Raw genomic sequence first — 12,466 nt, forward strand, 5'->3', positions numbered from 1 at the left:
CCATTCTTTCGATATTCATCCCTTGTAGATCGGATAGCCGGTAATGCTAATATCGGGACCGAACTGCTCGACCTTCACGCGGTCGAGCTCAATCGCCTCCGCCATCTTCGCGAAGCCGGCGAAGTTGAAATTCCCTGGTGCCAGGCTGCCGCCGCCGATAATTTTCGGCGCGTACATCAGCACCAGCTTGTCGATCAGGCGCCGCTCTAGCATGGCGCCGTTCAATCGGCCTCCACCCTCGAGGAGGATGGAGCCGATCTCGCGCTCGCCGAGCTGACGCATGGCGAGCGTTAGATCCACCTGCGGGCCGTCGCCGCAGGTGAGCACTTCGATGCCGCGCGTTTCCAGCGCGGCACGCCGCTCAGCGGGCGCCTGTGCGCTCGCGAGCAGGATCGTCGGCTGACGATCCTGCTCCTGCAGCACGCGGGCGCCCGGCGGGATGCGCAGCTGCGAGTCCGCGACGATCCGTACCGGCTGCACAGCCGGTACGTCGCCGCGCGCGCTCAGCTGCGGGTCGTCGGCGATGACGGTGTCAACGCCGACCATGATCCCCTGATGCCGGTGGCGCAGGGTATGGACAAAGGCTCGCGACGCCTCGGACGTGATCCACTTGCTGTCGCCGGTCTTCGAGGCGATCCGGCCGTCGAGCGTGCTCGCCGTCTTGAGCGTCACGAAGGGCATGCGCGTGACGATAAACTTATTGTAAGCCTCGTTCATGGCCGAGGCTTCCGATTCCAGCAGCCCGACGGTCACGTCTACGCCGTGGGCGCGCAGCTTGGCAATGCCCGAACCCGCGACCTGAGGGTTCGGATCGGTACCGGCGACGACGACTCGCGTCACGCCGGCTTCGATGAGCCGGTCGCTGCATGGCGGCGTCTTCCCGTAGTGGCTGCACGGCTCCAGTGTCACATAAGCCGTACTGCCCTTCGCTTCCTCGCCGGCCATCTGCAAGGCGAGCACTTCCGCGTGTCCTTGCCCACGCTTCAGGTGCGCTCCCATACCGACGATGCGTCCATCCTTCACGAGGACGCACCCGACAACAGGGTTAATCCCCGTCTGCCCAAGCGCACTCTGCGCCATTTGCAGCGCGAGCCGCATGTAGGCTTCGTCATTTAATAACTGCGTGACGTCCACCCCTCGTTCCTAAGTAAAAATCGAATGCAAAAAAGCCCCATCCAGTATAGGATAGGGGCTAGAGATTGTAGGTAACACGAAGAAGCTTCATCTACACGCGTTTGTCCACATTTTTGCTCAAATCAAACAACAACGACCCGTCCATCGATAAAGACAGACCTGCCGAATTTATGTCCATGTGAAAAAATGTACAAACGTGCATAGCGAATCTGGTATTCGCGTTCTCCTTCTCCCATCCAGACTATACTGTCGGTCCCGGAATTGCACCGGGTCAGCCGTAGCGAAGCTGTATGTCAGGTACCGCTGAGCTTCAAAACGGGTCACGGACTGAACGATCGGAAGTATGGATTTCCTTCCAAACGTATCACCGCCGGTGTGGAATTTCACCACGCCCCGAAGGTTGCACACATTATAAAAGTCATCATGTAACTCTCGCGAGAAACAGATTTCTTTGGTTATGAATTTATCACTAGGTCTTGGAAAAAGCAAGGTCTTTTTTCAGAAGGACGGGATAGGAATCTCCACCATCTATGCTCAACTCGCTTGCTTAGTTAAAGCAAAGGCTGTCTCACGGGTTTTTCGAACCTGTGGGCAGCCTTATTTTTGCTTATGAACTATGCTTCAACAACTTCAACTTTCTCCATCAAATCTCTGCCTTTGAACGCATCGACAAGCTCCATACCTTTCGTTACTTTACCGAAAACCGTATGTTGACCATCAAGGTGCGGCTGTGGTGCGTAGCAGATGTAGAATTGGCTGCCGCCTGTGTTTCTGCCTGCATGAGCCATTGCGAGTGTTCCGCGCTCATGTTTGTTCGGGTTGATTTCACAGTTGATTTGGTAGCCAGGACCCCCTGTGCCCGTACCGGATGGACAACCGCCTTGTGCGACGAATCCAGGAATGACACGGTGGAAGACAAGTCCGTTGTAAAAACCGGAGTTTGCTAGTTTTTCAAAGTTGGCAACCGTATTCGGTGCATCGTTTTCGAAAAGGTCGATAACGACTTCTCCGCCGCCTGCGAGTTTAATTTTTGCTTGTTTGGCCATGTGAGGTCCACTCCTTTTAGACAATAATACCTTATTCTACTATGAATGCGTCCATTTCACAAACCGGAGCCTACTTTTTCAGGAAACTCCTGCTCATCCACGCAAAAAAACCACCGGCTCTTCATTCGAAGATGGTGGTTCTTTGCTCCTATTCGCCCTTAACCATACATGCCTTCAAGTTATTTCTCGTTCAATGACTTCATTCAGTTCCGAGCTTTCTTCTTGCGCCGCTGCAATTACATGCTGATCGGCTTCATTAAGCCCTTGCATTTCCTCCGCAGCTTGCGCCTGATTATTCAATTGGTCTTCTACTTGTCCAATTCCGTGAGCTTTTTGTTGACCTTTGCTTTTAGCCATCGTGATTCTCTCCCTACTCTGCTGGTATCCTGCGTCGAACTTTACTATGCGCAAAGCAAGCTGCGCTTATTCGTTTAAGGTGGCCTGGGAAAGACTGCTCTATGATCTTCTATACAACAAAAAAGAAACCTGGAGTTCGGCTCCTGGTTTCTTCGCTCAAATCAATGATCTTAAACGGTTCCGCTAACTTGTTTCATTCTTGCAGGAATCACATCGTTACTGACAATGTTGTCAAAAGATTCGCGTTTTACGACGAGATCGCTTTGACCCTCTTTTACAAATACAACAGCCGGACGGCGGATACGATTGTAGTTGCTTGCCATGGCATAGTTGTAAGCTCCTGTGCAGGATACAGCCAGCACATCGCCTACGTTAACTTTAGGCAATTTGAGATCCCAGATTAGCATATCGCCGCTTTCACAGCATTTGCCGGCAATGGATACGACCTCTTCAGGGACTTCGGTAGCTCGGTTAGCCAGCATCGCTTCATACTCAGACTCGTACAAGGCTGGACGCGGATTGTCGGTCATCCCGCCATCTACGGCTACATACTTGCGAACGCCTGGAATGTCTTTGGTTGTTCCCACGCTATAAAGCGTAGTTCCCGCGTCGCCAACAATGCTGCGGCCCGGCTCTACCCAAATTTCAGGCAGCGGGTAATCGTTCTTCCCGAAGTTTTCTTTAATTGCGTCTGTGATTGCTTTGACGTATACCGCAACAGGAAGCGGCGTGTTTCCTTCCACGTAGCGAATGCCAAAACCGCCGCCAAGATTGATTACTTTGAACGTAAACCCGATTTGCCCGCGCACTTGGACCGCAAAATCAGCTACTTTCTCAGCCGCGATACGGAACCCGTCAACTTCAAAAATTTGCGAACCGATATGGGAATGTACGCCTAGAAGCTCCAAATTGCTTAATTGCGAAGCTTCTTGAACGGCACGGAATGCGGAACCGTTCCCCAAATCGAAACCGAATTTGGAATCGATTTGTCCTGTCGAAATATATTCGTGCGTATGCGCCTCTACACCCGGTGTAATCCGCAGCAAAATCTTCACTTTTTGGCGTTTCTCAAAGGCTATTGTATTCAGCAGGTGAAGCTCGATGAAATTGTCGACCACGAAACAGCCGATTTTGGCGTCGATCGCCATCGCGATTTCGTCCGGGGTTTTGTTATTGCCATGAAAGTGGATCCGGTCTGCCGGGAATCCTGCTTGCAGCGCCGTAAACAGCTCGCCATCGGAGACAACATCCAGCGACATCCCTTCTTCGCTGACGATGCGGCACATCGCCATAACGCAAAATGCTTTGCTGGCATAAGCTACTTGAAATTTTAAACCGGAAGCCTGAAAAGCTTCTACAAATTCTCTACAGCGCTGACGTACAAGCGCTTCATCATAAACATATAAGGGTGAACCATACTCGGCAACCAGCTTAGTCGTGTCGACACCGCCAATTTCGAGGTGGCCTTGATCATTTATTTTACTCGTACCGTGCAAATACATAGCTTTGTTTTCCCCTCTTCCTACACATTGCTATTCCAATATTCCGCCGAAGCTACTTTAAGGGCATTTCTATTAAACGTACCATAAGGGAAGCGGTTTTGACAATACACTTCTTCGACAAAACAGCAAAAAGGACAGGATGGTTCCATGTCCTTTTTTTCGCTCTTATTTCGGTTGCCGAGTACCATCGACAGGCTTCGTTAAGCTGAGTCGCGTTTTGCTGTCCATCACAGGTCTGCGCAGCAGAATGGAGAAGAAACTCTTGGCGTTAAATGGAATTAAGGGCCACATATACGGTGAGTTAAAGGATCTCCGCGTTGCCAGCCACAATAGCCACAGGGTGCCTCCAACTATTAGTCCCGGCACCTTGAAAATAGCCACAGCGATGAGTAGAACTAATCTTGTTATTCGGTTGGCGAGCCCCAGCTCATAGCTTGGCGTGGCGAACATACCGATCGAAGCCAGTGCCAAGTACAGGATCACCTCGTTGATAAACAGCCCTGTTTTCACCGCGATATCTCCGACCATGATCGCTGCAACCAAGCCCATCGCAGTGGCTAACGGAGTAGGCGTATGCACGGCCGCCATCCTCATCAGATCAATTCCGATATCGGCCAGAAGAAATTGCACGAGCAAAGGAAGCGCTCCTTGCTTTTGCGGGCCGAGAAACTCCAACCCTGCCGGTTTCAACGAAGGGTCAGCAACCATCAGATACCAGAGCGGCAACAAGAACAAGGATGCCATCATCCCGGCGAACCGCACCCATCGTAAATAGGTACCGATAAACGGTGTCTGTCTATACTCTTCCGCATGTTGAACATGATGAAAGAACGTCGAAGGCAAAATCATTACGCTCGGTGAAGTGTCTACGAACAAACATACGTGGCCTTCCAGCAAATGAGCCGATATGACGTCAGGCCGCTCGGAAAAGCGTACCATGGGATAGGGATTCCAGCCTTTATTGACAATGGCTTCCTCCAGTTGCTTTTCACCGAGCGGAAGTCCGTCAATCTGGACTTGTTTGATCTTATCTTTGATGGATTCCACCAAATTGGCATCGGCGATATCATTAATGTAGGCAATGCAGACGTCCGTCTTGGTCCGCTTCCCGATCTGCATGATCTCAAGCTTTAATCTTTCATCGCGAATCCTGCGCCTAACGAGCGTCACATTAATAAGCATCGTTTCGACGAAGCCGTCACGGGAGCCGCGAACAACCCGCTCCAAATCCGGTTCTTCCGTGGAACGTGCCGGATAGTTCTTGACGTCGATCGCAATAGCCGTAGTTTCGCCTTCGATGAAAAGTCCCGTACCGCCCATCAGCACTTGACCGACAACCTCGGACATCTTCTTATAGCTTTTCACTTGAATATGCGGAATCAGTTTTTCCATGAACGCTTCGACTGTATGGTGCGAAACCGCTTCTTTGTCCGCATAGGACAGGCGGGTAATGATGTCCGTTAACACAGTATCCTTCGCAAATCCGTTACAATAGAAAATGCCTACACGTTTGGAGCCGAACACCATCTCTCTAAGCACCAGATCGAAACTGCGATTGAGGCCAACACGTTCCTCCAGCACTCTTTGCACTTCCCGCAAATTGCGCGGAATGTCTTCTTGAATTTTCAATGCTTTTTCTCGAGGTGTCATATCCGTTTCCGGATTGTACGGAGAGAGATTTCCTTCCTCATCGACAGCCAATTTTTGTTCTTGCCCTTGATGCGGGGAATCGCCCTTCTCGCTCGAATCTCCTGCTTTCACAATAACTTTCATCTAGATCCCTCCAACTTTTTCTTCCTTTCCTCTTTATCAATAAAGAAGCCACTCGAATAAAGATCCAATCACTTTGCCGAATATCATGGCCATCAGCAATAAAATCATATAGGATCCCATGCCAAGCCTTTTAGCGAGAATGGGCAGCACATTGATGATTTCCGTCAATGCAGCGGCCAGCATCCCGACAAAACACCCCGCAAACAATCCCACCAAGGCGGTCCCCATCGGGAATAAATGCAACTTGCCGTCTCCAAAATCGACCCAAGTGAAAACCAACGAACCGGCCACGACTGCCGCTTCATACGTATGGATTTTATGGAAGGAACGAGTGATTTGGGCGAGCCTCGGAATTATGTCCAGCACGACCAGAAAAGCCACCATTCCGCTTCCCACAGCGATGCCGCCGGCGAGTCCGACGAATGCGGCAAGAACAGCTTCCCCCAGCTGTGCAATCACTTGACGTCGTCTCCCTTATGAATTTTGCTGTATTCCTCTGTTATGACATAATGGTTCACGTTTTCCTGATACATAAACATTTCTACTTCCAGCGGACTCGGTTCTTCGTTGAATTTCTTCTTAAATAAATGATTGAAAAAAATCACCATCCCTATGCCAATGCCAAAGGAATATGGAATTTGCAAAATAAGCGGATGATCGACTCTTTTCCCCGTCATCAGTTCGTAGATGCGCCTATGAACCTCTAACATGCTGACATCGGCATGAAAGTTCATAATCGCCAACCCTGAGCCGATAAACAAAAGCAGCCATACCATCCCGATTAGAATCGGATTCGGCTTCTTGTTGTCGGTATAAATCTCAAGCAGCACGTGAGGCTCGCCAAAATGCTCAATTTGCAGTTCAGGGTGACGTTCTTTGACCTTTCGGACAATTAGCATCATATCGATGAGCACTCGGTTGCCATCTTCATGTTGAGGTTTGTGAATAATCAGATCACGGAGTGAAACCTCATATTCAGGATCAACGATTATTTGCGCGATGTCGCTTAGAAGTACAGGTTTTCCTTTGCGAACACGGGCTCTCCGACGAAGCCGGATGTAGAGGTAGGGTGCGGCTGCGTGTTCCATTTACTCACTCCTTAGAGTTATCCGTATGTGTAGGAGTAGTATGCAAAATCTTTCTAACCCATAATCATCTTCTTCCATGGTAAATCCTCCTACTGCCAGGTAATTGAATAAAATTCCTACAATAATGGCATAGTAAAGTTGAATAAAAAGCAACTATTCCTAACAAAGAGGGTGATAACATGGCAAAATTTGCGTTGACTCTGGTTATCATTGGAGCGCTGAATTGGCTGCTGGTTGGGCTTTTCGAGTGGGATTTGGTTTCTGCTTTATTGGGAGGGGATTCCCATCGGGCGTCTTCCGGGCTAAGTCGGGTGGTTTATACTTTGGTAGGACTTTGCGGATTATATTGTGTCCGATTCTATTTCGATGAGAGATCCGCAGTCAAATGAAACTTGTCCAAAAAAAAACAAAATGCCGCTGCTCCCCCAAAAAAATGGAGAGTTTGCGGCTTTTTTCATGAATTAGATAAACGAATAACTTCCATAAGGCTTATTTTATGATTCGTATGCTCGTGATATAGGAATGGCTCATTCACATGATCGATGAACAACTTGCCATCCAAATGATCCATCTCATGCTGCATACAGCGGGCTAAGAAGCCTTCGCCTTCCATTTCAACCCATTCACCGCTCCGGTTTAGGGTGCCAATTTTCACTTTTTGGGCCCGTTTGACGTTGCCTGTATAGTCGGGGAAGGACAAGCAAGCCTCCGGTCCGTATTGCTCGCCGCTCATTTTCAACATTTCGGGGTTTATCAATTCTATTAGCCCACTGCCGCAATCCATGACGATTACCCTTCGTAAAATGCCTACTTGCGGTGCTGCCAGACCAGCTCTACCCTCTTTTGCGTACAAAGTCTCGGCCATATCATCAAGCAGCTTGAATAATTTTTCATTGAGCTCAGTTACCGGTTTCGCTTTTTTCCTTAAAGCCGGATCCCCGAAAGGAAGGATCTCCCTTTGTGTCATCGAACCTTCACCTCGTTTCGACTGAGCGCAGTTCGATCAGGATCAGGTGTGAAAACCCACAAATCGCCCGGCGTACAAGCGAGTACGGTACATAGAGCATCTAAAGTCTCTGCTTTTACTTGCTTCGGCTGTTCGTTCATTAACGCGCTGATAGACGGGGCGGATAATTGATAATTCGCATTTTCCCGCAGAAGTCGCGCTAAAGCTGCTCCTGTCCATATGCCCCTTTGAGCCATGATAGTTCTTAACATCCAAACGATCAATCCGATCACCTCGATATTAGGTATTAGCTAAATTATTTAGGTATTACCTAATATACACCTTTTAAACTCAGATTGAAAGATGTTTATCTGCGCTGAAGGAGTGGGAGACTAAACGGAGGTCTCGTATTAACCCAAAATAAACAAACGCCTCTTCGCATAGAAGGGCGTTTGTTTTTGTGGAACAGCTATTGTGCAATCTGATCTTTGATGGACTGGAGGATCTTTTTTTCCAGACGGGAAACCTGTACTTGGGATATCCCTAAGCGACTAGCCACCTCGGACTGCGTCTGATCGCGGAAATAGCGCAAATACACGATCAGTCGTTCCCGCTCCGAGAGCGTACCTATAGCTTCGTTCAGCGCCAGCTTTTCAAACCACTTTTCCCCGGATTCGTCCGAGATTTGGTCCATCAAAGTGATGGGGTCGCCGTCGTTTTCGAATACGGTCTCATGGATCGATGACAGCGGCTTATTCGCTTCTTGCGCGAACACAACTTCCTCCGCCGTGATCATCAACTCTTCCGCGACCTCTTTGATCGTGGGGAGGCGACCGAGTCTTTTGGACAACTCATCTTTCGTCTTGCGGATTTTGTTAGCCATTTCCTTCAGCGAGCGGCTCACTTTAAGCGTCCCGTCATCGCGCAGAAAACGCTGAATTTCACCGATAATCATCGGCACCGCATATGTGGAAAATTTGACATCATAAGATAGATCGAATTTGTCTACGGACTTGAGCAGCCCGATACAACCGATCTGGAATAAATCATCGGCCTCGTATCCCCTGTTCAAGAAACGTTGAACAACAGACCAAACCAGCCGTATATTACAGCTGACAAGCGTTTCTCTAGCCAGACCGTCTCCGGATTGGCTAAGGGCGATTAACCGTTTGACTTCCGTGTCGTCCAAATAACTGTGAGAGGCGTGTTTCAAATCGACATCCATAAGATCAAACCCCTAATTGTATAAAGCTTTTTTAGATTCAATTCGCTTCATCATTTTTATTTTGGTTCCGATTCCGACGGCCGTCACAACTTCCACTTCATCCATGAAGTTTTCCATAATCGTAAAGCCCATGCCTGAACGTTCAAGCTCAGGTTTAGACGTATAAAGAGGCTGCTTCGCTTGCTCCAAATCTTCAATTCCTGCGCCGTTGTCTTCCACGGTGATGTGGACGATATCCTCATCGATTTGCGTGGAAATCGTGATCACGCCATCGGTTCGGTTATTGTAGCCATGAATAATCGAGTTGGTCACAGCCTCTGAGACAACGGTTTTTATATCGGTCAATTCATTTAACGTCGGGTCCAGCTGTGAGACAAAAGCAGCGACGGCAACACGCGCGAACGCTTCATTCTCCGAACGGCTGGCGAACTGCAGCGTCATAAAGTTTTTATCACTCATAGCGCAACCTCCAGACTGGAGATCGCGGATCTTTCATTATCTTGAATCGACACGATTTTGAATAACCCGGACAGTTCGAACAGGCGGTACACCGCAGGCGTTACGTCGCAAACGACCATCTTGCCGCCCTTGCCCGTAATTTGTTTATAACGACCAAGAATGACGCCAAGACCTGAGCTGTCCATGAAGGATAAATCCCTCAGGCTGAGAATGAGGTGCCGCGTATCCTCTTTAGCGATCGCTTCCTCCATCCTCGCTTTCACGCTATCTGCCGTATGATGATCCAACTCGCCTTTCAATCTGACAATCAGCGCTCTTCGTCCTTGCTCAAATTCAATTTGCAGGCTCAACATGTTCACTCCTTCCCAGTCATGAAAACTAGATTTCTACAGGGAAGATGGGATTTCCTGCCACCCGACAAAACTAGAAGAAAAGCGCTAAAACTAGAAGAAAAACGAGTTCATTCGATGATTCTCCCTATCCATCCGTATGGAACAAATTCGAGGTTGTCCGTTTGAACAGCTTCCACCAAGATGCCTTATTCACAGCAACCGGGGATTCCAAGGCATATTCAGCGAGCACAGTGTCGCCATTGTACACGACAATTTTACCGATCGGCTGCCCTAAAGCAATTGGCGCCTTGAGGTTCGGATCCACTTGCAGTTCATGTCGAATGTGCTCAGTGCCTTCGCCTTTTTTCATCAGAATGCTGTAGTTTTGCTTAGCTACAAGCGGTACTGTCGAAACTTCGCCCTTATTGACCGTAAAATGACCGAGACTATCGCCCGATTTAAACAATGGGTAATTCGAGAATTGGGCAAATGCGAAATCGAACAGCTTCGTCACTTCCGCATTGCGAGTTTTCGTATTTGGCTCGCCCAGCACGACAGCGATTACGCGCAAATTGTCCCGTTTCGCAGTAGCTGCTAAGCAAAACTTAGCCTCGCTCGTATAACCGGTTTTGAGCCCGTCCGCGCCGCTGTAGAAGCGTACCAGCTTATTTGTATTTACTAGCCAGAAAGGGTTTGCTGTCTCTTTACGCAGGTAATCTTGATAGACGCCTGTGAATTTCGTAATCTCATCATGCTTAAGCAGTTCACGGGACATGATGGCGATATCATTCGCCGTTGTATAGTGATTTTCTACAGGCAAGCCGTTACAATTAGAAAAGTGGGTATTTTTCATCCCCAGCTGCCGGGCGCGTTCATTCATCATTTGCACGAAGTTTTCTTCGGAGCCCGCGATTTTCTCGGCCATTGCGACCGAAGCGTCGTTGCCTGAAGCCATTGCGATTCCCTTGAGCATCTCTTGTACCGTCATCTCTTCGCCTGGTTCAAGGAAAATTTGCGATCCGCCCATCGAAGCCGCATATTCACTCGCCCGCACTTTCTCATCCATCTTGATTTTACCTTGATCGATGGCCTCCATAATGAGCAGCATCGTCATGATTTTCGTAATACTGGCTGGCGGAAGTTTGGTATCTTTATTTTTGTCTACAATTACAGTACCGGTATCCGCATCCATCAGTACGGCCGACTGCGCATTAGGCGTCAGATCTACCGATTGGGCTTTCTTCTCTTCAGCAAAAACAGCAGGCATCAGAAGCAGCATGCATAACTGAAAACAAATGAGACTTATAATCCCTTTTTTTAGCATAGCGATTCTACCCCTCCTAAGAGTTTTGCGCCAGCAAAACTGGCTTCGTAAGCTTAGACTGACGTATAAAGCAAAGCATTGCCTTTGCAGCGTGAATTACTGCTAATCAGTGTTGACGATTTCCCTATAAAATATTCCAACACTGGGAAAATTAAAAAAGCACTCTCCTGATTGGAAAGTGTTCCTCATAGCAAATACCTCATCGTATAAATGAAATTAAAAAAGGGAGCTGCATGAGCCCCCTTCTGATGGATATTCTATTATTCTACAACCAATTTCGTTTTCATTTTCGCGTGTCCTTCTCCGCAAGGAAGAACGCATTGAATTTCATATGTCCCTGGTTTATCGAATGTAAACTGCTGGGAAGGATTATCTTTAGATAATTTAATATCTACACCTTGACCCGTAATATCGATAGCGTGAACGCCCTCTTTTAAGGATAAAGATACTTTGGTAGGTTCACCGCTCTTGATCTTATAATCAGGTTGGTCAAATTGCCAGTTTGAAGCTACAATTTTCAATTGTTGACCTTTGTTTGCAGCAGCTTCTGCAGCCTTAGCATCTTGGCGTGCGGAAATATCTTGAAAGAGGACTCCCAGCCCCAGTGCGCCCGCAAGTATAAATAACACAAAGAAAATCCACTTTTGCATGCATATCCCCCTCATATTGTGTTCACTTCATCTATTTTACCTAACAAGTCCAGACAATCCCATACGTGATTGATGGCAAAACATTGAAAATTGTGTGACAAAATTGTGAACGGTCGATTCATGAAAACATCCTCCTTTCGGAGGACATTACTTTTACTATTACCTATTTCGTAACAATTTACACACTGCTCAGTCTCTCGCGTATTTGGAAGCTGCCAATCGAACTCGCCGCTCTTTCTCTTCGGACTTGAGCCGGTTGTTCTTTGTCACGGAGCTCTCGAATGTCTCTATTTAAGCGAGATGTGCAATCCGTGCACAGCTTATGCTTGCGAATCGGACGCGAGCAACTGGCGCAGGCATAATGCAAATTCGGATAATCCGAAAGCAGCAATTTGCCTTCCTTCATCCACGCGGTCAACTGCTCCTGCGTCGCACCGGTTGCGGCAGAGACTTGTTCACAGGTAGAACGATGGTGTTTACGCAAAAAATCCAGACTGCTATTAAGCAAGACATCTATGCCGCTACTGCAATCCAAACATAGATTTCTTAAATTTTTTTGAAAAACTTTCCCGCAGCGCGGGCAGTTGGCTACTAATAATTGGGGAATGGTCATGCTCCATCACATCCTTG

Annotated in this window: 16 protein-coding genes and 1 riboswitch; of the genes, 1 reads left to right on the plus strand and 15 read right to left on the minus strand. The window is 48.3% G+C overall.

What is annotated here, in order from left to right; genetic code table 11:
• Positions 1-15: 15 nt before the first annotated feature.
• The 7 genes from ribD to ACFQZT_RS12400 form a co-directional block, all read right to left on the minus strand.
• Positions 16-1,134, minus strand: coding sequence for a bifunctional diaminohydroxyphosphoribosylaminopyrimidine deaminase/5-amino-6-(5-phosphoribosylamino)uracil reductase RibD (ribD, locus tag ACFQZT_RS12370; RefSeq protein WP_379300119.1), 1,119 nt, complete (start codon positions 1,132-1,134; stop codon positions 16-18).
• 220 nt (positions 1,135-1,354) lie between these two features.
• A riboswitch (FMN riboswitch) is annotated at positions 1,355-1,539 on the minus strand.
• A 209-nt stretch (positions 1,540-1,748) separates the two neighbouring features.
• Positions 1,749-2,180, minus strand: a complete 432-nt coding sequence (locus tag ACFQZT_RS12375) for a peptidylprolyl isomerase (RefSeq protein WP_379300121.1) — start codon at positions 2,178-2,180, stop codon at positions 1,749-1,751.
• 174 nt (positions 2,181-2,354) lie between these two features.
• The gene (locus tag ACFQZT_RS12380) at positions 2,355-2,537 is read right to left on the minus strand and encodes a hypothetical protein (protein WP_379300123.1); all 183 of its coding nucleotides are present in this window, start codon (positions 2,535-2,537) and stop codon (positions 2,355-2,357) included.
• A gap of 170 nt (positions 2,538-2,707) precedes the next feature.
• Positions 2,708-4,039: a diaminopimelate decarboxylase gene (lysA, locus tag ACFQZT_RS12385; protein ID WP_379300125.1), complete on the minus strand. Its 1,332-nt coding sequence runs from the start codon at positions 4,037-4,039 to the stop codon at positions 2,708-2,710.
• Between the two features lie 165 nt (positions 4,040-4,204).
• Complete coding sequence (locus ACFQZT_RS12390) at positions 4,205-5,812, minus strand: spore germination protein (RefSeq protein WP_379300127.1); 1,608 nt, start codon at positions 5,810-5,812, stop codon at positions 4,205-4,207.
• A gap of 36 nt (positions 5,813-5,848) precedes the next feature.
• Positions 5,849-6,271 carry a stage V sporulation protein AB gene (locus tag ACFQZT_RS12395; RefSeq protein ID WP_379300129.1) on the minus strand — a complete coding sequence of 141 codons (423 nt, stop codon included), beginning with the start codon at positions 6,269-6,271 and terminating at the stop codon, positions 5,849-5,851.
• Positions 6,268-6,900 (minus strand): stage V sporulation protein AA, encoded by a 633-nt coding sequence (locus ACFQZT_RS12400; RefSeq protein ID WP_379300131.1) that lies wholly within the window; start codon positions 6,898-6,900, stop codon positions 6,268-6,270. The genes ACFQZT_RS12395 and ACFQZT_RS12400 overlap by 4 nt, the downstream gene beginning before the upstream one ends.
• Before the next feature lie 179 nt (positions 6,901-7,079).
• On the opposite strand from ACFQZT_RS12400, the gene ACFQZT_RS12405 reads away from it, so the two are divergent.
• The gene (locus ACFQZT_RS12405) at positions 7,080-7,289 is read left to right on the plus strand and encodes a DUF378 domain-containing protein (RefSeq protein ID WP_379300133.1); all 210 of its coding nucleotides are present in this window, start codon (positions 7,080-7,082) and stop codon (positions 7,287-7,289) included.
• Between the two features lie 65 nt (positions 7,290-7,354).
• Here the strand turns inward: ACFQZT_RS12405 and def are convergent, their stop codons facing one another.
• The 8 genes from def to ACFQZT_RS12445 all read right to left on the minus strand — a co-directional run bounded on the left by def (position 7,355) and on the right by ACFQZT_RS12445 (position 12,449).
• Positions 7,355-7,867 (minus strand): peptide deformylase, encoded by a 513-nt coding sequence (gene def, locus ACFQZT_RS12410; protein ID WP_379300135.1) that lies wholly within the window; start codon positions 7,865-7,867, stop codon positions 7,355-7,357.
• On the minus strand, positions 7,864-8,130 hold the full coding sequence (locus tag ACFQZT_RS12415; RefSeq protein WP_379300137.1) for a helix-turn-helix domain-containing protein: 267 nt from the start codon (positions 8,128-8,130) through the stop codon (positions 7,864-7,866). Before ACFQZT_RS12415 ends, def begins: the two co-directional genes overlap by 4 nt.
• Before the next feature lie 185 nt (positions 8,131-8,315).
• Complete coding sequence (gene sigF / locus ACFQZT_RS12420) at positions 8,316-9,071, minus strand: RNA polymerase sporulation sigma factor SigF (protein WP_379300139.1); 756 nt, start codon at positions 9,069-9,071, stop codon at positions 8,316-8,318.
• A 12-nt stretch (positions 9,072-9,083) separates the two neighbouring features.
• The gene (gene spoIIAB, locus ACFQZT_RS12425; protein WP_379300141.1) at positions 9,084-9,530 is read right to left on the minus strand and encodes an anti-sigma F factor; all 447 of its coding nucleotides are present in this window, start codon (positions 9,528-9,530) and stop codon (positions 9,084-9,086) included.
• Entirely contained in the window at positions 9,527-9,880 is a 354-nt protein-coding gene (spoIIAA, locus tag ACFQZT_RS12430) for an anti-sigma F factor antagonist (protein ID WP_379300457.1), read from the minus strand. The genes spoIIAB and spoIIAA overlap by 4 nt, the downstream gene beginning before the upstream one ends.
• Positions 9,881-10,007: 127 nt before the next feature.
• Positions 10,008-11,186: a D-alanyl-D-alanine carboxypeptidase family protein gene (locus ACFQZT_RS12435; RefSeq protein WP_379300143.1), complete on the minus strand. Its 1,179-nt coding sequence runs from the start codon at positions 11,184-11,186 to the stop codon at positions 10,008-10,010.
• A gap of 260 nt (positions 11,187-11,446) precedes the next feature.
• Positions 11,447-11,836, minus strand: coding sequence for a hypothetical protein (locus tag ACFQZT_RS12440; protein WP_379300145.1), 390 nt, complete (start codon positions 11,834-11,836; stop codon positions 11,447-11,449).
• Positions 11,837-12,014: 178 nt separating this feature from the next.
• Complete coding sequence (locus tag ACFQZT_RS12445; RefSeq protein ID WP_379300147.1) at positions 12,015-12,449, minus strand: flagellar protein; 435 nt, start codon at positions 12,447-12,449, stop codon at positions 12,015-12,017.
• Positions 12,450-12,466 lie beyond the last annotated feature (17 nt).

The sequence above is a fragment of the Paenibacillus sp. GCM10027628 genome, assembly GCF_042676385.1.
Lineage (GTDB): Bacteria > Bacillota > Bacilli > Paenibacillales > NBRC-103111 > Paenibacillus_E.